General features: G+C 71.7%; 15 protein-coding genes. 7 read left to right on the top strand and 8 right to left on the bottom strand.

The features are described from left to right. Positions 1-137: 137 nt before the first annotated feature. The 5 genes from ACIA8N_RS05780 to ACIA8N_RS05760 are packed head-to-tail and all read right to left on the bottom strand — an operon-like array spanning position 138 to position 5560. Positions 138-1448: a DUF58 domain-containing protein gene (locus ACIA8N_RS05780; protein ID WP_365777664.1), complete on the bottom strand. Its 1311-nt coding sequence runs from the start codon at positions 1446-1448 to the stop codon at positions 138-140. Positions 1449-1460: 12 nt separating this feature from the next. After that, positions 1461-2444: a MoxR family ATPase gene (locus ACIA8N_RS05775; protein WP_365777666.1), complete on the bottom strand. Its 984-nt coding sequence runs from the start codon at positions 2442-2444 to the stop codon at positions 1461-1463. Further along, the gene (locus ACIA8N_RS05770; RefSeq protein WP_365777668.1) at positions 2441-3646 is read right to left on the bottom strand and encodes a DUF4350 domain-containing protein; all 1206 of its coding nucleotides are present in this window, start codon (positions 3644-3646) and stop codon (positions 2441-2443) included. The genes ACIA8N_RS05775 and ACIA8N_RS05770 overlap by 4 nt, the downstream gene beginning before the upstream one ends. Next, positions 3643-4335, bottom strand: coding sequence for a DUF4129 domain-containing protein (locus tag ACIA8N_RS05765; RefSeq protein ID WP_365777670.1), 693 nt, complete (start codon positions 4333-4335; stop codon positions 3643-3645). The genes ACIA8N_RS05770 and ACIA8N_RS05765 overlap by 4 nt, the downstream gene beginning before the upstream one ends. A 4-nt stretch (positions 4336-4339) precedes the next feature. Beyond that, the gene (locus ACIA8N_RS05760) at positions 4340-5560 is read right to left on the bottom strand and encodes a hypothetical protein (RefSeq protein ID WP_365777672.1); all 1221 of its coding nucleotides are present in this window, start codon (positions 5558-5560) and stop codon (positions 4340-4342) included. A 330-nt stretch (positions 5561-5890) separates the two neighbouring features. On the opposite strand from ACIA8N_RS05760, the gene mtrA reads away from it, so the two are divergent. The 6 genes from mtrA to ACIA8N_RS05730 all read left to right on the top strand — a co-directional run bounded on the left by mtrA (position 5891) and on the right by ACIA8N_RS05730 (position 13330). After that, positions 5891-6568, top strand: a complete 678-nt coding sequence (gene mtrA / locus ACIA8N_RS05755; protein ID WP_030224028.1) for a two-component system response regulator MtrA — start codon at positions 5891-5893, stop codon at positions 6566-6568. Position 6569: 1 nt separating this feature from the next. Next, a complete protein-coding gene (mtrB, locus tag ACIA8N_RS05750; RefSeq protein ID WP_365777675.1) occupies positions 6570-8588 on the top strand; it encodes an MtrAB system histidine kinase MtrB in 2019 nt (672 codons plus the stop codon). A gap of 73 nt (positions 8589-8661) precedes the next feature. Then, a complete protein-coding gene (locus ACIA8N_RS05745; RefSeq protein ID WP_399415773.1) occupies positions 8662-10476 on the top strand; it encodes an LpqB family beta-propeller domain-containing protein in 1815 nt (604 codons plus the stop codon). A 112-nt stretch (positions 10477-10588) separates the two neighbouring features. After that, positions 10589-11398, top strand: a complete 810-nt coding sequence (locus ACIA8N_RS05740) for a ComF family protein (RefSeq protein WP_365777677.1) — start codon at positions 10589-10591, stop codon at positions 11396-11398. Between the two features lie 293 nt (positions 11399-11691). Then, positions 11692-12372, top strand: a complete 681-nt coding sequence (gene hpf, locus ACIA8N_RS05735) for a ribosome hibernation-promoting factor, HPF/YfiA family (RefSeq protein WP_365777679.1) — start codon at positions 11692-11694, stop codon at positions 12370-12372. 205 nt (positions 12373-12577) lie between these two features. Next, on the top strand, positions 12578-13330 hold the full coding sequence (locus tag ACIA8N_RS05730) for a response regulator transcription factor (protein WP_030556504.1): 753 nt from the start codon (positions 12578-12580) through the stop codon (positions 13328-13330). A 15-nt stretch (positions 13331-13345) separates the two neighbouring features. Here the strand turns inward: ACIA8N_RS05730 and ACIA8N_RS05725 are convergent, their stop codons facing one another. Then, positions 13346-14518, bottom strand: coding sequence for a DNA glycosylase AlkZ-like family protein (locus ACIA8N_RS05725; protein WP_365777682.1), 1173 nt, complete (start codon positions 14516-14518; stop codon positions 13346-13348). A 75-nt stretch (positions 14519-14593) separates the two neighbouring features. Beyond that, positions 14594-15181, bottom strand: a complete 588-nt coding sequence (locus ACIA8N_RS05720; protein WP_365777684.1) for a GNAT family N-acetyltransferase — start codon at positions 15179-15181, stop codon at positions 14594-14596. Positions 15182-15420: 239 nt separating this feature from the next. On the opposite strand from ACIA8N_RS05720, the gene secA reads away from it, so the two are divergent. Next, positions 15421-18231: a preprotein translocase subunit SecA gene (gene secA / locus ACIA8N_RS05715; protein ID WP_365777686.1), complete on the top strand. Its 2811-nt coding sequence runs from the start codon at positions 15421-15423 to the stop codon at positions 18229-18231. Between the two features lie 87 nt (positions 18232-18318). Here secA and ACIA8N_RS05710 read toward each other — a convergent pair whose 3' ends face one another. Further along, complete coding sequence (locus ACIA8N_RS05710) at positions 18319-18897, bottom strand: Rv3235 family protein (RefSeq protein ID WP_399415729.1); 579 nt, start codon at positions 18895-18897, stop codon at positions 18319-18321. Positions 18898-19081: the final 184 nt, after the last annotated feature.

Below are 19081 nucleotides of genomic sequence, written 5' to 3'. Positions count from 1 at the left end.
GGGGGACCCTGTGGGAGAGTAGGACGCCGCCGAACAATCATTGTGGGAAAGCCCCGCACCTTATGGTGCGGGGCTTTTCTGCGTTCACGACCAGGTATCCCTTTCGCGGGGGACCCCTGTGTGGTCCGGGGGCGTGGTCAGAGGCGGCCGGCTGCTTTCAGGGCGAGGTAGGCGTCGGCCAGGGCCGGGGCCAGGGTGTCGGGGGAGGCGTCGACCACCGTGACGCCGCGGCGTTGCAGTTGGTCCGCCGTACGGGCGCGCTGGGACTGTGTCTGAGTGGCCGCGGCGGCCTCGTAGACGCCGTCGATCGTGCCGCGGGTCGCTGCCATTCCGGCGGCGTGCGGGTCGGCGACAGACGCCAGCAGGACCGTGTGGCGCTGGGTGAGCTGCGGCAGGATCGGGAGGAGGCCCTCCTCGATCGGAGCGGCGTCGAGGCTCGTCAGCAGGACGATCAGGGAGCGGCGAGGCGCGCGTGCGAGGGCGATGGCCGCGAGTCCGCGGGCGTCGGTCTCCACCAGCTCTGGTTCGAGCGAGGCGAGGGCGTTGACCACGGCGGGCAGGATGTCGCCCGCGGAGCGGCCCTGGACCTGGGCGCGGAGGCGGCGGTCGTAGGCCAGGAGGTCCACGCGGTCGCCTGCCCGGGAGGCGAGCGCGGTGAGGAGCAGGGCCGCGTCCATGGAGGCGTCCAGGCGGGGGACGTCGCCGACACGGCCGGCCGAGGTACGGCCGGTGTCGAGGACGATGAGGATGTGGCGGTCTCGCTCCGGGCGCCAGGTGCGGACGGCGACCGTGGACTGGCGGGCGGTGGCGCGCCAGTCGATTGAGCGGGTGTCGTCACCGGGGACGTACTCGCGGAGGCTGTCGAACTCCGTGCCCTCGCCACGGGTCAGCACGCTGGTGCGGCCGTCGAGTTCGCGGAGTCTGGCCAGGCGGGACGGCAGGTGCTTGCGGCTCGTGAACGGGGGCAGGACGCGGACGGTCCAGGGGACTTCGTGATTGCCCTGGCGGGCCGCGAGTCCGAGGGGGCCGTACGAGCGGACCGTGATGCGCTCGGCGTGGCGGTCGCCGCGGCGGGTCGGGCGCAGGCTGGTGGTGAGACGGCGGCGTTCGCCGGCCGGGACCGTGAGCCGTTGGCGTGAGGAGGCCTGCTCGGTGCCGGGGAGCCAGCTGCTGGGCGGCCAGGCGTCGCGGAGCTGGGCGCGCAGGCGTCGGCGCGACCGGTTGGTGACGGTGAGCTGGACCTCCGCCGCGTCACCGAGTCGAACGGATGTATCACCACTTCGGGTGAATTGGAGCGTTCGTACTGGCGCGGCCAGGGCGTAGTCGCACAGAATTGCGAGGGAGAGGGGCGCGTTGACCGCCAGCATTCCCGTCCAGCTGGGGGCGAGGATGCCGACGGGGAGCGATCCGAGGGCCGCGAGCAGGGCGGTTCGTCCGGTGAGGGCCATGGGGCGCCGTTCTCAGCGGGGGACGGGGACGTGGGCGAGGATCGAGTTGATGACGGAGTCGGGGGTGACCCCCTCCATCTCGGCCTCGGGCCGCAGGTGGATGCGATGACGCAGGGTGGGGAGAGCGAGGGCCTTCACGTCGTCCGGGGTGACGTAGTCCCGGCCGGTGAGCCAGGCCCAGGCGCGGGCGGTGGACAGCAGGGCGGTGGCGCCTCGGGGGGAGACCCCGAGCGTGAGTGAGGGGGATTCACGCGTGGCACGACAGATATCGACGACATAGCCGGCGATCTCGGCGGAGACGGAGACCTTGGCGACCGCGGCGCGGGCGGCTGCGAGCTGCGCGGGACCCGCGACGGGGCGGACGCCGGCGGCCTTCAGGTCGCGGGGGTCGAAGCCTTCGGCGTGACGGCTGAGGACCTGGATCTCGTCCGCGCGTGAGGGCAGAGGGACCGTCAGCTTCAGCAGGAACCTGTCCAGTTGGGCCTCGGGGAGGGGGTAGGTGCCCTCGTACTCGACCGGGTTCTGGGTCGCGGCGACCAGGAAGGGCTCGGGCAGGGGGCGGGGTGTGCCGTCGACTGTGACTTGGTGTTCCTCCATCGCTTCCAGGAGGGAGGACTGGGTCTTCGGGGGCGTGCGGTTGATCTCGTCGGCGAGGAGGAGGTTGGTGAAGACCGGGCCGGGCTGGAAGGAGAACTCGGATGTCCGGTTGTCGTAGACCAGGGAGCCGGTGACGTCGCTCGGCATGAGGTCGGGGGTGAACTGGACGCGCTTGGTGTCGAGTTCGAGGGCGGCGGCGAGCGCGCGGACCAGCAGCGTCTTGGCCACGCCGGGTACGCCTTCGAGGAGGACGTGTCCCCGGCAGAGCAGGGCGACGACGAGACCGGTGACGGCGGGGTCCTGGCCGACCACCGCCTTCGCGATCTCGGTGCGCAGGGCCTCCAGGGAGGCGCGGGCGCTGTCCGAGTCCGTAACGGTCTCGGGGGTCGGGGCGCTCATGAGGTGCGTACCTCTCTTTCGAGGGCGTCGAGTTGGTCCGCCAGGCGGATGAGGGTGGCGTCGTCGGCGGGAGCCGGGCCGAAGAGGAGGGTCCTGGTGTCCGCGGTGGTCTCGGGGAGACGGGCGGAGAGTGCGGGGAGGAGGCGCTCGGAGGAGTGGGCGTCCTGGAGGGGGACGCCGAGCAGGGGGGCGATCCGGGTGCGGGTCGCGGTGCGCAGGACGGTCGCGGCGCGGTCGCGGGCGTTCGCCTTGCGGTAGAGGCGGGCGCGGCCCTCGGTGGCCTCGGAGGCTCGGACGGCGACGGGGAGGCGCTCGGTCACCAGGGGGCCGAGGCGGCGTGCCCGCCAGATGGCGGCGAGCAGGGCCGCGACCGCGAGTTGGAGTGTGCCCCACAGCCAGCCGGAGGGGATGAGGGCGAGGAAGTCGCCCGTGGTGTCGTCGTCGGGCGCGTCGGCGGCGGAGGCGTCGGTGAGAGAGGGGAGGTACCAGACCAGATGGGTTCGGGAGCCGAGGAGTTGCAGGGCGAGCGAAGCGTTGCCCTGCTGGTCGAGACGGTCGTTGTGGAGGATGTCGGGCGAGCCGAGGAGGACGGTGTCGGTGGCGTCGGGGCCCGGGATGCGGACCAGGGACGGCAGGCCGTCGGCGGGGTAGCAGGCGTCGGCGCCGGCGCCGGCGCCGGGGTCGGTGACGTAGCGCTCGCCGCCGAGGTCGGCGCTGCCGGCGCGGGTGGCGGCTTCCAGCGTGCAGGAGGGGTTGCGGTTCTCGACGGCGGTGCTGGTGGCGGCGGTGACGTTCGGGGCCAGGACGGGGAGGGAGGGGTCGCCGGCGCCGAGGAGGACGGTGCGGCCCGCGGAGTTCCTGATGGTCTCCCGGAGCGTGGACTGTTGAGTGGCCGTCAGCAGATCGGGGGTGGTGACCAGGAGCGTCGTCGCCGTGTCGGTGGCGGCCGTGGCCTCGTCGAGGGTGGTGGCGAGGGTGATCGTGATGCCACGGGCCTTGAGGAGTTCGGCGACGGCGCGGCTGCCGTGGGGGGCGGCGGAGCGGGGGTCGAGAGCGCCCTGGGAGTCGGAGGACCGCATCGTCGCGAGGATGACGCCCCCGACGAGGATCAGGGCGAGGACGAGGACCGCGCCGCGGGCGCGGCGCCACACCTGACGGGTGGACAGAGCGGTCGACGTGGTGCCGGTGGCCGGGTGGCTCATGCGGGCGCCCCCGTGGCGGCGGAGTCGAGGGTGGGGCGGGTCCGCTCGAGGGCGGTGTCGAGTTCCTCGATGCGGCGGTACGCGGGCTCGTCGGCGGTGCGGCCGCCGTACGTGACGTCGTCGAAGGTCCGGGCGGCGAGGCGCAGTTCGTCCGCGTGGGCGGGCAGGGAGCGTCCGGTCTCGGCGGCGGCCTCGTCCGCGGTGCGGCCGGGGCGGTGGTCGAGCAGGGTGCGCTCTTCGAGGGAGCGGACGATCGCCCGCATCCGTTCCTGGACCGCCTCGTTCCAGCGGCCGGCGGAAGCGTGGCGGGCGGCTGCCGTCCGGTGGTCGCGTGCGGTGCGGGGGCCTTCGGGGAAGAGGGAGTCGGCCGAACTGCCGGGGGTCCGGCGGGGGGTGCCGAGGCGCCACCAGAGGGCGGCGACGAGCGCGGCGGCGAGCAGGATCACCGTCACGAGGCCGAGGACGCCGCCCGGGGTGGCCCCCGACGCGGCGCCGAACAGGTCGTCGAGCCACTCCCAGAAGCGGTCGAGGGCGCGCTGGAGGAGGCTCGGGTCGTTCTCGTGGTACATCGGCCGGGACAGCTCCCGTTCCGCCGCCTCGCGGGCGGGGAGGCGGGAGATGTCCACCGGTACGTCGCCGTCGGCGAGCAGCCGCGTCGGTGCCGTGGCCGTTCCCCCCGTGACCGTCACGGCATCAGCCTCCGACGGCCTCGTCGCCAGGTGCGGGGCCGTAGCCGGGGAGGCCCGCGGCCCGTGCCAGTTCGAGGTCCAGGGCTTCGCGGCGGATGCGCTGGTCCACGTAGAGGAGCACCGTCACGCCGGCCGAGATCGGGTAGGTGATCGCGCTGGTGATCACGCCGCCGATGCCCGTGATGAGAAGGAAGGGCCAGCCGGGCGTGGAGGACTCGGTGAGCAGGCCGGAGAAGCCGTCGCCGTCGACCGCGATGCCGATCAGGATGAACGGAATCACGATGATCATCGCGAAGACGAAGATCAGCAGCTGGGTGACGAGGGTGATGCCGAAGATCCGCCACCACGAGCCCTGGACCAGCTTGGCCGAGCGCTTCAGGGACTGGATCACGCCCTGGCGCTCCAGCATGAGGGCGGGGGAGGCGAGGGCGAAGCGGATCAGCAGCCAGATGGCGGTCGCCAGGCCTCCGAAGCCGCCGAGCATGACCAGGGCCGCGCCGGCGGCGCCGCCGACGAGGAGCCCCGGGAGCAGGCCGACGAGGACGATGGCGGTGGTCATGGCCGCGACCAGCAGGGTCAGGCCGACGAGCTGGAGGAGGCGGGGCCGGGCCTCCTGCCAGGCGGAGCCCAGCGAGACCGGGCGGCCGACGACCGCACGGCTGATGACGACGGTCAGCAGGGCGGCGCTGAACAGGGACGCCATCAGCGTCACGAGCAGGGCGGGGCCCGTACCGATCAGGGAGGCCTGGGCCGCGTCGAGAGACTGCTGGAGCGCCTCGGCGGGGGTGGCGTCCGGGTTGGCCGCGGGGACGGTGGGGGCGAGGTACCGCTGGGCCAGGATGCCGGCGATCTCGGAGATCACCGCGACCGTGACGGTGATCGCGAGGACCGTGCGCCAGTAGGTGCGGAGGGTCTTCACCGCGCCGTCGAGGATCTCGCCCATGCCCAGCGGGCGCAGGGGGATCACGCCGGGCTTCGCGGCCGGAGGACTGCCCCAGTTGGCGTTCGGCGGCGGGGTACCCCAGTTCGGGCCCGTCGTGGGCGTCCGGGGTGCGGGCGGGGTCTGACCGGTCGGCGGAGACCACTGACCGGCGGGCGGCTGGTCCTTCGACCACTGCGGGGCGGAACCGTTCGCGTCGGACGGAGCGGGCCGGGGAACCCCGGAGCCGTTCTGGTCGTCGGAGGGGGCGGATCCGGGCGAGGTCCAGCCCGGAGTGTCGTTCACGGTCGTCCACCTCGGAGGATTGGTCGCGGCGCCGGATCGGCGAACCGGCTCGGTCACGGCGGCCGACACCTGACTCGGCGGCGGGCCGGGTGCCATCGTGCCACGCGGGACCCGCCCGTGGGCGGGAGCGGTGTCGACCTTCGTACCTTCGTCCGGAGCTTCATTGTGCGAGCGGCAGGCTGCACACTGTGCGGATACCCGATCATCTCGCGCGAACCGTGCGGTGGCGGGCCGAGCGGGGCGCGATCGACGGGATCGTGGTCCGGGCTGCGGGAGGCGCTGTGGGGCAGGTCACGGCAGGTAACGATTGGCTAATGGGATGATGTCGATATGAAGGGACGCGTTCTTGTCGTCGACGACGACACCGCACTGGCCGAGATGCTCGGCATCGTGCTGCGGGGTGAAGGGTTCGAGCCGTCGTTCGTCGCGGACGGTGACAAGGCGCTTGCCGCATTCCGGGAGGCCAAGCCTGACCTGGTGCTGCTCGACCTGATGCTGCCCGGAAGGGACGGCATCGAGGTGTGCCGCCTGATCAGGGCCGAGTCGGGTGTGCCGATCGTCATGCTCACGGCCAAGAGCGACACGGTGGACATCGTCGTGGGTCTGGAGTCCGGGGCCGACGACTACATCGTGAAGCCGTTCAAGCCGAAGGAGCTCGTCGCCCGTATCCGGGCGCGGCTGCGGCGGTCCGAGGAGCCGGCTCCGGAGCAGCTCACCATCGGTGACCTCGTCATCGACGTGGCCGGGCACTCCGTGAAGCGGGAGGGGCAGTCCATCGCCCTGACCCCGCTGGAGTTCGACTTGCTCGTCGCGCTGGCGCGCAAGCCGTGGCAGGTGTTCACCCGTGAGGTCCTCCTCGAGCAGGTCTGGGGCTACCGTCACGCGGCCGACACCCGGCTGGTGAACGTCCACGTGCAGCGGCTGCGCTCGAAGGTCGAGAAGGACCCGGAGCGCCCGGAGATCGTGGTCACCGTGCGCGGTGTCGGGTACAAGGCGGGGCCGAGCTGACATGAGCACAGGCAGTACTGCTCCGAGGCCCGGGGACCCGGGAACACGTACGGGGCGGGCTGCCGGACCGAGGCGGGGGGGCTCGCGTTCCGGCCGTCCGCCGAGGGGTGGGCGGTTGTTCCGGGACGGGGCGCCCGGTGGCCCGGTCCTCCGGCTCTTCGCGCGCTGGGTGCGGCGTCCGCTGCTGCCCGCCGTGCGGCTGTGGCGGCGGAACATCCAGCTGCGGATCGTCGCGGGCACCCTCCTGATGTCGCTCGGGGTGGTGCTGCTGCTCGGCCTGGTCGTCATCGGCCAGGTCCGCAACGGTCTGCTCGACGCCAAGGAGAAGGCCGCCCAGAGCCAGGCCGCCGGCGGGTTCTCCGCCGCCCAGGACAGGGCGGCGACCACCCCCTCGGCGCCCGGTCAGCAGGACGGCGGGCGGGCCGGTGCGTCCGTGAACTGGCGGTCCACCCTGGTCGAGCAACTCGCCAGTGGCGGCCAGAGCGCCTTCAACGTGGTCGCGCTGTCCCTCGACACCGATGACACCGCGAGCCGTGGCGTACGCGCGTCCGGCGAGGTCGACCCGGCCAAGAGCATCCCCGCCAGCCTGCGGCAGTCGGTGGCCCAGGGCGCGGACACCTTCCAGAAGTTCACCAGCATCCACTACACCAGCGGCAAGGCGTCCGAGGCCGGTCTGGTGATCGGCAAGCGGCTGAACGACGCCGAGGGCGACCAGTACGAGCTGTACTACCTGTTCCCGCTGACCCAGGAGGAGGACTCCCTCACCCTGGTCAAGGGCACCCTGGCGACCGCCGGGCTCTTCGTCGTCGTCCTGCTCGGCGCCATCGCCTGGCTCATGGTGCGCCAGGTCGTCACGCCGGTACGGATGGCCGCCGGGATCGCCGAGCGGCTCTCGGCGGGCCGCCTGCAGGAACGCATGAAGGTCACCGGCGAGGACGACATCGCCCGGCTGGGAGAGGCCTTCAACAAGATGGCGCAGAACCTCCAGCTCAAGATCCAGCAGCTGGAGGAGCTGTCGCGGATGCAGCGGCGGTTCGTGTCGGACGTGTCGCACGAGCTGCGCACCCCGCTGACCACGGTGCGGATGGCCGCCGACGTCATCCACGAGGCCCGGGTCGACTTCGACCCCGTCACCGCCCGTTCGGCCGAACTCCTCGGCGACCAGCTCGACCGCTTCGAGTCGCTGCTCTCCGACCTCCTGGAGATCAGCCGGTTCGACGCGGGCGCGGCGGCCCTGGAAGCCGAGCCGATCGACCTGCGGCAGGTCGTGCGCCGGGTCATCGGCGGCGCCGAACCCCTCGCCGAGCGCAAGGGCACCCGGATCGTGGTGGTCGGCGACGAGCAGCCCGTGGTGGCCGAGGCGGACGCCCGCCGGGTCGAGCGGGTGCTGCGCAACCTCGTCGTCAACGCGGTCGAGCACGGTGAGGGCCGTGACGTGGTGGTGAAGCTGGCCGCCGCCGGCGGGGCCGTCGCCGTGGCCGTACGCGACTACGGCGTCGGGCTCAAGCCGGGCGAGGCCACGCGAGTGTTCAACCGGTTCTGGCGGGCTGACCCGGCCCGCGCGCGCACCACGGGCGGCACGGGCCTCGGCCTGTCCATCGCGGTCGAGGACGCCCGGCTGCACGGCGGCTGGCTCCAGGCGTGGGGCGAGGCCGGTGGCGGTTCGCAGTTCCGGCTCACCCTGCCGCGTACCGCGGACGAGCCGCTGCGGGGCTCCCCGATACCCCTGGAGCCCGAGGACTCACGGCGCAACCGCGAGCAGGCGGCCGCGGGGCTCGTCCAGGAGGGCAGCCGTCTCACGGCGGTGCCGGCGCAGTCCGCGGGCGACCGGCCGCAGGTTGCCGTACCGCCGAGGCTGCCCGCGCCGTCGCGGGCGACCGTCGACCCGACGGCCCTGCCCGGCAGCGGCGCACGGGTGGTGGCGCGCACGACGGCGGACGGCGACGGCGGTGGGGCGGGTGCGGCGACGGCCGGCGCGAACGGGAACGTGGAGCGGGAGGACGGGACACGTGGGCGTTGACTCCCCAGTGGGGCGCGCGGGGCGGGACTTTCGGGAGGGGTACGCGGGAGCCGGACGGAGTGCGCGCGCGGTGGTGCTCGCCGCGTGCGGCGGACTCCTGGTGACCGTGACCGGTTGCGCGACGATGCCCGACAGCGGGGACGTGCAGGCGGTCAAAGGCGTCAACCAGGGCGACTCGCAGGTACGGGTCTACGCCGTCGCGCCCCGGGAGAACGCGGACCCGGACGAGATCGTCGACGGCTTCCTCGAAGCCATGACCAGTGACGACCCCGGCTTCGCCACCGCCCGCAAGTACCTCACGAAGCAGGCCGCGCGGACCTGGAAGCCGGAGGAGAGCATCACGGTGCTCACCACCGCGCCGGACCGTGACCAGGCCGACCGCAACGCCGACCCGGAGGACCAGGGCCGCGCCTACCCGCTCTCCGGCCGCAAGATCGCGACCGTGGACGCCCGTCACGCGTACCAGCCGATCAGCCCCGCCAAGTACCTGACCTCGATCCACGTCGTGCAGGTGCCCACCGCCAACGGCAAGGGCAAGGAGTGGCGCATCGACGGCCTGCCGCCCGGGCTGGTCCTCGGCGAGGCCGATTTCCTGCGGAACTACCGGTCGGTCAACAAGTACTACTTCGCCTCCGGGGAGGACTGGGTCGTCGCCGACCCGGTCTACATCCGGCAGCGCCAGGACCCCGTCACCCGGATGGACCCGGTGACGCAGACGGTCAAGGCGCTCCTCGAAGGCCCCACGAACTGGCTCAAGCCGGCCGTCGACTCGCGCTTCCCCTCCGGCACGGAGCTGCAGAAGGGCGTCACCACCCTGACGACCGACGACCAGTCCACGCTGAAGGTGCCGCTCAACCGCAAGGCGGACCGGGTGGGCGCCGAGGCCTGCCGGCGGATGGCGGCGCAGCTGCTGTTCACGCTGGGCGACCTGACGTCCGTACGCGTCGAGCAGGTGGAGCTCCAGGACTCGAACGACCGGGCGCTGTGCCGCCTGGGCAAGGGGCAGGCGGCCGAGTTCGCCGCGGTGCGGAACACGGACAGGGAAGAGCACCCGTACTTCGTCGACGAGCACCACAAGCTGATGATGCTGGTCGTCGGGGGCAAGGAGGCGAACGCGCCCGTCGAGGTGCCCGGTCCGCTCGGCAAGGGCACCACGCGGCTCCAGTCGGTCGCCGTCGACCGGGGCGAGACCCGCGCCGCGGGCGTCGGGGAGACCGGCCGGGAGCTCTTCGTCTCCTCCATCACCGCGGAGGAGGACGCGTCGCCCGCCCTCCTGAGCAGCAAGGGCGCCAAGCCCGCCGACCGGCTGTCCGCGCCCAGCTGGGACGGCAGGGGGGACCTCTGGGTCGCCGACCGCGACCCGGCGGCGCCCCGGCTGTGGATGGTGCCGGGCGGCACAGGTGATCCCGTCAAGGTGCGCACGCCGTGGCTGGAGGACGACGCCAGGATCGAGTCGCTGCGGGTCTCCGCCGACGGGGTCCGGATCGCCCTGGTGGTCACCAGGGGCGGCGACACGACCCTGCAGATCGGCCGGGTCCAGCGGCAGACGACGGGCGACGAACCGGTCGTGTCCGTGCTCGACCTCCAGCCCGCCGCGCCCCGGATGGAGTCGGTCACGGCCGTCTCGTGGGCCGGTCCGAGCCGGCTCGTCGTCGTCGGCAAGGAGGCGGGCGGCGTCCAGCAGATCCGTTACCTCCAGACGGACGGCTCGACCTCGGCGAGCCTGGTGCTGCCCGGGCTGAACGGGGTGACCTCGGTGGCCGCCCCGCACGTCGACAACGTGCCCCTGGTGGCCGACTCCGGCGACGACGGCGTCGTCCGGCTGGCACCGGGCACCAACTGGCAGCCGGTGGTCAAGACGGGGACCTCGCCCGTCTACCCGGGGTAGCGACTCTGCGGCACGGGCCCTGCCGAGGTGACATACGAAGGGCCTACCTGACGTACTTCACGGTTTTCCACAGGGGTGGCCCGCCGGGGTCGCGATGGCGCACAGTGGAGCCATGCGGGGGTGGTGGCGGGAGATCGCCGGGCTGGTGCTGCCGGTCGCCTGTGGAGGCTGCGGCAGGCCGCGCACCGAGCTGTGCCCGTCCTGTGCGGACGCGCTGACCGGCGCCGGTGCGGGACCGAGCAGGGTGCGCCCTTCGCCCGAGCCCGCCGGGCTGCCCGTGGTCCACGCCGTCGCGCCGTACGCCGACGCCGTACGGGAACTGCTCCTCGCTCACAAGGAACGCGGGGCTCTTCCCCTCGCCCGGCCCCTGGGCAACGCCCTGGCCGCCGCCGTGGAGGCCGCAGCCGGTGCCGCCAAGGGCCCGGACACGGCTCCCCTGCTCCTCGTACCGGTGCCGTCCTCCCGGCGCTCCGTACGGGCGCGTGGCCACGATCCGACGCGACGGATCGCGCTGGCCGCGGCGGCCCGGCTGCGGTTTACGGGACGGCGGGCGCGGGTCGTGCCCGTGCTGCGGCAGCGGCGGTACGTGGCGGACCAGGCGGGGCTGGGAGCGCGCGGGCGGCTCGCGAACCTCTCCGGAGCCCTCGAGCTGGTGCCGGGCGGCGGGCGGCTTCTCGGGGCGGGGAAGGTGGTGCTCGTGGACGACCTGATGACCACGGGGGCCTCGCTTGCGGAGGCCGCGCGCGCCCTCGGAGACGTGCACCGTCCGTTCATTCCCGGAATACCGCACGGTTTACCGGCGGGTTCCGCGCAGCATGGATTCGAACAGCGGGTGGCGGCCGTGATCGCATCCTCTCCCGCCTCGTTCGAAATAAACCGGAACTCGCCAGGAACTTGGATCGTTGCAGGTGGTGAGAGGTGAAAGCACCCGAACGGAGGTATGTCGCGGTAGCGGGTGCCGACACCCGTCCGAAGGGGCTATGTTCGGTTGTGAGGAATGGTGGAAGCCATCGCCTCGCCGAATACATGGTTGCGCCTACAGGACAGGAGTTCAGGGCGAATTAACCTCGCGTCGATGGGGTGGGGATCTTGTCGACTGGGGAGGAGGAGGTGAAAGTCGCCAAGTCCGAGCTCCGGTAATCCACCGGAGTCTGGTGCAAAGGGAGATGCCCGGCGGCCGAGGGCCGACCAGGCGATCCGGGAACGGAGTTCTGCGTGGACATCGTCGTCAAGGGCCGCAAGACCGAGGTGCCCGAGCGGTTCCGCAAGCACGTGGCCGAGAAGCTGAAGCTGGAGAAGATCCAGAAGCTCGACGGCAAGGTGATCAGCCTCGACGTCGAGGTGTCCAAGGAACACAATCCGCGGCAGGCCGACAGGTCCGACCGCGTGGAGATCACCCTCCACTCCCGAGGCCCGGTGATCCGGGCGGAAGCTGCGGCAGGCGACCCGTACGCAGCGCTCGACCTCGCCAGCGACAAGCTCGAGGCGCGACTGCGTAAGCAGCACGACAAGCGGTACACCCGCCGTGGAAGCGGCAGGCTTTCGGCGGCCGAGGTCGGGGACGTGGTGCCCGGCGCCGCCCAGTTCAACGGAGACGGCCAGCTGGTCGCCGACGAGTCCGAGAAGGTGCCCACCACGATGATGGGCTCGATCGAAGTACAGGGCGAAGGCCCGCTGGTGGTCCGAGAGAAGACCCACCGGGCCGCACCCATGACGCTCGACCAGGCGCTCTACGAGATGGAGCTGGTCGGCCACGACTTCTATCTCTTCGTCGACTCCGACACGAAGCAGCCGAGCGTCGTCTACCGACGACACGCGTACGACTACGGCGTCATCCATCTCGAGGGCGACCCGCTCGCCGAGGCCGGCGGTGCCGGCGGTGCGCTCGGCGGCTGACGGCCGGCCGCCGCACTCACCCGGTCGCCCCTCACGGTGCCCCTGGAGCGCCCTTCGCGCCCCCAGGGGCACCCCTGTGCGTGCACGGGATCACTCCATCGACGCCCGGGCATGAAATCATGGCGTGCACGCCAACCGGTGCTCGACGAGTACGGGTTGGGGGACCGAAAACGAATTCAGGCCACGGCCTTCAGGGGGAGGAACGATGGCGGACAGCTTCGGGCCGGTGCTCAGCGGGCGTGAGCACGGTAGTGCGGTCCCGGAGGGATCGGATTCGGACAGCGGTGCATTCCGCAAAGAGCCGATCAGGGTCCTCGTGGTGGACGACCATGCCCTCTTCCGACGGGGACTGGAGATCGTCCTCGCGCAGGAGGAGGACATCCAGGTCGTCGGAGAGGCCGGCGACGGGGCGGAGGCCGTCGACAAGGCCGCCGATCTGCTGCCCGACATCGTCCTGATGGACGTACGGATGCCGCGGCGCGGGGGCATCGAGGCGTGCACCTCCATCAAGGAGGTGGCACCCAGCGCCAAGATCATCATGCTGACGATCAGCGACGAGGAGGCCGACCTCTACGACGCGATCAAGGCGGGGGCCACCGGCTACCTCCTCAAGGAGATCTCCACCGACGAGGTCGCGACGGCCATCCGCGCGGTCGCGGACGGGCAGTCGCAGATCAGCCCCTCGATGGCGTCGAAGCTGCTCACGGAGTTCAAGTCGATGATCCAGCGCACGGACGAGCGCAGGCTCGTGCCCGCGCCCAGGCTGACCGACCGCGAGCTGGAGGTCCTCAAGCTCGTCGCGACCGGGATGAACAACCGGGACATCGCCAAGGAGCTGTTCATCTCCGAGAACACCGTGAAGAACCACGTGCGCAACATCCTGGAGAAGCTTCAGCTGCACTCCAGGATGGAGGCCGTGGTCTACGCGATGCGGGAGAAGATCCTCGAGATCAGGTAGGGGGCGCGGGGGCGCTCAGGACAGGGCCCGCACCAGCTCGGGTGCGAGTTCGGGGCGGTTCACCCGGTCCGGGACCACCGACACCGCGTCACAGCCGACCCACTCGGCCGCCTCGCGCAGCGCCTGTGCGACCGCGGGCACGGCCTTGGGGCCGTCGAGCGTCACCTGGCGGGCGACGAGCGTCCTGCCCTCGCGCGCCGGGTCCACGCGGCCGACCAGATGGCCGCCGGCGAGGACCGGCATCGCGAAATAGCCGTGCACCCGCTTCGGCTTCGGCACGTACGCCTCCAGGCGATGGGTGAAGCCGAAGATCCGCTCCGTCCTGGCCCGCTCCCAGATCAGCGAGTCGAACGGCGACAGCAGCGTCGTACGGTGCCGGCCGCGCGGCGGGGAGGCCAGCGCCGCCGGGTCCGCCCAGGCGGGCTTCCCCCAGCCCGCCACCGTGACCGGCACGAGCCCCGACGCCTCGACCACCGCGTCGAACTGCTCGCCCTTGATCCGGTGGTAGTCGGCGATGTCCGCGCGCGTGCCCACGCCCAGTGCCTCGCCGGCCTGCCGCACCAGGCGCCGCACGCACTCGGTGTCGTCCAGGTCGTCGTGGAGCAGGGCCTGCGGGATCGCCCGCTCGGCCAGGTCGTACACCCGCTTCCAGCCGCGCCGCTCGACCACGACCACCTCGCCGAACATCAGCGCACGCTCGACGGCGATCTTGGTCTCGGACCAGTCCCACCACTCGCCCTTGTTCTTCGCGCCGCCCAGCTCGGTCGCCGTCCGCGGGCCCTCGTCCCGCAGCTGGGCGATGACCTTGTCGTACGCGCCCGCCGAGAGGTCGTGGTGCCAGTGCGGGCGGTCGCGGTAGGCGCGGCGGCGGAACGCGAAGTGCGGCCATTCCTCGACGGGCAGGATGCAGGCCGCGTGGGACCAGTACTCGAAGGCGTGCGCGTCGGTCCAGTACGCGTCCTCGACCGTGGTCCGGCCGACGGCGCCCAGGCGCGCGTACGGGATGAGCTCGTGCGAGCGGGCCAGTACGGAGATCGTGTCGAGCTGCACCTGACCCAGGGCGCGCAGGACCCCGCGCACCCCGGCACGGCGGTCGGCGGCGCCCAGGAAGCCCTGGGCGCGCAGCGCGATCCGGCGGGCTTCGTCGGCTGACAGTTCGGCGGCGGTGGGGCGGGGCACGGTCGTCATGGACCGCACCCTAGGCCCCGGCACCGACAGTCGGCCCGGCCCTGACCCCCGAGGGCCGGGCGGGCTCCTCGGGGGTCAGGTCCTGGCGGGCAGGTCGGGGGACGGGAGGTAGGGCAGCGGGCTCGGGAGGCCGAAGTCGGAGGGGAGCAGGCCGCCGACCCAGCAGTCCCGGAGCGTCCCCTTGTTGACCAGGGCGGCGCGCTGGACGCCCTCGACGACGAAGCCGACGCGCTCGGCCACCGCGCGCGAAGCGGCGTTGCCGACCTCGGCGCGCCACACCAGGCGGGTGCAGCCGAGACCGGTGAAGGCCCAGTGGGCGAGGGCGCGGGCGATCTCTGTCATGTAGCCGCTGCCGCGGTGCTCCTCGGCCAGCCAGTAGCCGATCTCCCAGGCGCCGCCGTCGCGGCTGCTCAGGGAGGCGGCGGCGAGCAGCGGGCCGCCGGCCAGGGGCTCGACGGCGAACGGGTACTCGGTGTCCTCGCGCCAGCCGTCGGGCACCAGCCGGTTCAGGAAGAAGTCGGCGTCCTGACGGGTGTAGGGGTCGGGGACGGTGGTCCAGCGCCTGATGGCCGGGTCCTGGCAGATGTCGTAGACGGCCTCGGCGTCGCCGGGGACGAAGTTCCGCAGGCGGAGCCGGTCGGTGGTGAGGGTGATGGGTTCCATGCCGGGATTGTGGTGACCTCGGGGACCGGAAGCGAACACTTTTCGGATGGGGCGGCACCTTCCGCCCACCTCGTGCGTTCTCTTTCCGGGTGGACGTACGGCTCCGGCACTGTAGGCCTCCCTTCGCGAGGGCGGTCTCGCTTACGATGGCCGTTGCGGTGGGGACCACCTGCCGTGCCCGCGCTCGCGTCCATGACAAGACCCAGTGCCAGGCCCGACCGGCAAGGAGAGCAGCCTCAGTGTCCGTCTTCAACAAGCTCATGCGTGCAGGCGAAGGAAAGATCCTGCGCAAACTGCACCGCATCGCGGACCAGGTCAACTCCATCGAAGAGGACTTCGTCAACCTCTCCGACGCCGAGTTGCGCGCGCTCACCGATGAGTACAAGCAGCGGTTCGCCGACGGTGAGAGCCTCGACGACCTGATGCCCGAGGCCTTCGCGACGGTGCGCGAGGCCGCGAAGCGTGTCCTCGGTCAGCGTCACTACGACGTCCAGCTGATGGGCGGCGCCGCCCTCCACCTCGGCTACGTCGCCGAGATGAAGACCGGTGAGGGCAAGACCCTCGTCGGCACCCTCCCGGCGTACCTCAACGCGCTGTCCGGCAAGGGCGTCCACCTGATCACGGTGAACGACTACCTGGCCGAGCGTGACTCCGAGATGATGGGTCGCGTCCACAAGTTCCTGGGCCTCAAGGTCGGCTGCATCCTCGCCAACATGACCCCGGCCCAGCGTCGTGAGCAGTACGCCTGCGACATCACGTACGGCACGAACAACGAGTTCGGCTTCGACTACCTGCGCGACAACATGGCGTGGTCCAAGGACGAGCTCGTCCAGCGCGGCCACAACTTCGCCTGTGTCGACGAGGTCGACTCCATCCTCGTCGACGAGGCCCGTACGCCGCTGATCATCTCCGGCCCGGCCGACCAGGCGACGAAGTGGTACGGCGACTTCGCGAAGCTCGTCACCCGCCTCTCCAAGGGCGAGCCCGGCAACCAGCTCAAGGGCATCGAGGAGACCGGCGACTACGAGGTCGACGAGAAGAAGCGCACCGTCGCGATCCACGAGGCCGGTGTCGCCAAGGTCGAGGACTGGCTCGGCATCGACAACCTCTACGAGTCGGTCAACACCCCGCTCGTCGGCTACCTGAACAACGCCATCAAGGCCAAGGAGCTGTTCAAGAAGGACAAGGACTACGTCGTCATGGACGGCGAAGTCATGATCGTCGACGAGCACACCGGCCGTATCCTCGCCGGCCGCCGCTACAACGAGGGCATGCACCAGGCCATCGAGGCGAAGGAAGGTGTGGCGATCAAGGACGAGAACCAGACCCTCGCCACGATCACCCTGCAGAACTTCTTCCTCCTGTACGACAAGCTCTCCGGCATGACCGGTACGGCCATGACCGAGGCCGCCGAGTTCCACCAGATCTACAAGCTGGGCGTCGTCCCGATCCCCACGAACAGGCCGATGATCCGCAAGGACCAGTCCGACCTGATCTACCGGACCGAGGTCGCCAAGTTCGCCGCCGTCGTCGACGACATCGCGGAGAAGCACGAGAAGGGTCAGCCGATCCTCGTCGGCACGACCTCCGTCGAGAAGTCCGAGTACCTCTCGCAGCAGCTCTCCAAGCGCGGCGTGCAGCACGAGGTCCTCAACGCGAAGCACCACGACCGCGAGGCCAGCATCGTCGCGCAGGCCGGCCGCCGCGGCGCCGTCACCGTCGCCACGAACATGGCCGGACGCGGTACGGACATCAAGCTCGGCGGCAACCCGGACGACCTCGCCGAGGCCGAGCTGCGCCAGGCGGGTCTCGACCCGGTCGAGCACGTCGAGGAGTGGGCCGCGGCCCTCCCCGGTGCCCTGGAGCGCGCCAAGAAGGCCGTGCAGGCGGAGTTCGAGGAGGTCAAGGACCTCGGCGGGCTGTACGTGCTGGGCACCGAGCGCCACGAGTCGCGCCGCATCGACAACCAGCTCCGCGGCCGCTCCGGCCGTCAGGGCGACCCGGGCGAGTCCCGCTTCTACCTCTCCCTCGGCGACGACCTGATGCGTCTGTTCAAGGCGCAGATGGTCGAGCGCGTGATGGCCATGGCCAACGTGCCGGACGACGTGCCGATCGAGAACAAGATGGTCACCCGGGCGATCGCCTCCGCCCAGTCGCAGGTCGAGACCCAGAACTTCGAGACGCGCAAGAACGTCCTGAAGTACGACGACGTCCTCAACCGGCAGCGCCAGGTCATCTACGGCGAGCGCCGGCGCGTCCTGGAGGGCGAGGACCTGCACGAGCAGATCCAGCACTTCATGGACGACACGATCGACGACTACATCCGCCAGGAGACCGCCGAGGGCTTCGCGGAGGAGTGGGACCTCGACCGTCTGTGGAACGCGTTCAAGCAGCTCTACCCGGTGAAGGTCACCGTGGAGGAGCTGGAGGACGCGGCCGGAGACCGCGCGGGCATCACCGCCGAGTTCATCGCCGAGTCCATCAAGGGCGACATCCACGAGCAGTACGCCTCGCGGGAGAAGGAGCTCGGCTCGGACATCATGCGCGAGCTGGAGCGGCGCGTGGTGCTGTCCGTCCTCGACCGCAAGTGGCGCGAGCACCTCTACGAGATGGACTACCTCCAGGAGGGCATCGGCCTCCGTGCCATGGCGCAGAAGGACCCGCTGGTCGAGTACCAGCGCGAGGGCTTCGATATGTTCACCGCCATGATGGAGGGCATCAAGGAGGAGTCCGTCGGCTACCTGTTCAACCTGGAGGTCCAGGTCGAGCAGCAGGTCGAGGAGGTCCCGGTGCAGGCGAGCGCTCCCTCGCTCTCCAAGGAGGACGCCGTTCCCGCGGCCGCGGGGCGTCCGGAGATCCGCGCCAAGGGGCTCGACGCCCCGCAGCGGCCGGACCGGCTGCACTTCTCCGCGCCGACCGTGGACGGCGACGGCGGTGTCATCGAGGGCGACTTCGCGTCCGACGACGTGGACTCCGGTGACGGGATGACCCGTGCGGAGCGGCGCAAGGCCCAGAAGAACGCGGGCGGCGGGCGTCGCCGCAAGAAGTGACGTCATGCCGCTGAGGCGGTGACGGGAGCCGATTCGGCTCGTCGTCGTGCGAGGGGTCGGTCGCCCGGTGGGCGGTCGGCCCCTTCGTCATGCGTGGCGGGCGGTTGCGGACGTCGCGCCGAGGCCGTCCAGTTCGACCGCGGCGCAGCGCCAGCGCTGGTCGGCGCCGCGCTCCAGACGGAAGGCCATCGCCCGGACGCGGGGGCCGGTGGCGATGGTCGCGAAGGCCTCCACCGCCGTCCGGCCGGCGTCCACCTGGACCGAGCAGCGGCGCAGGACGGGGCGGGGGCCGAGGGACCGCAGGGGTGTGTCCGGGGCGATCCTGACCAGCTGCTCGTACGCCTCGCCGACGGTGTGGCCGAGCATCCAGTGGACCGGCCGTTCCCCGCTGAGTACGGCGAGCAGGCGCTCTGCGAAGACGGTGTGCGGGGGCAGCGTGCGCGGTGGAGCCGTGCGGGGGTGGGTGCCCGCGGGGTGGCTGCCCGCGGGGCCGCGGGGGCGGGTGCCGGCGGGGCCGCCGGGGGCGGTGCGGGGGCGTGGGGTGCGGGGGCGGGTGCTCGCCGTGCCGGGGTGCGGCTGGGGCGGGGTGGCGGGCGCGGGTGCGGGTGCGGTGGCGGCCGGCGCGGTGGTGGCCGCGGGTCCGGTGGTGGCGAGCGTGGTGTTCATGGCGGTCCCCTGTCGTTGCGTGACCGGTTGATACCAGTCAGTAACTTCCGTTGGGGATCTTGTACGGGGGAGCCCGGCGCCACCGCAAGGTGCCGGGCACCCGGGAGGGGACCGGAAGGGGAATCACCTATCCGGGTGACGCCGTGAAAAATCGGCTCTCCGGGGCCCGGAACATCCCCTCCCG

Origin of the sequence: Streptomyces sp. NPDC051822 (assembly GCF_044452745.1) — a bacterium.
Taxonomy (GTDB): Bacteria; Actinomycetota; Actinomycetes; order Streptomycetales; family Streptomycetaceae; genus Streptomyces.
This window is presented reverse-complemented; position numbering and strand designations above follow the sequence as displayed.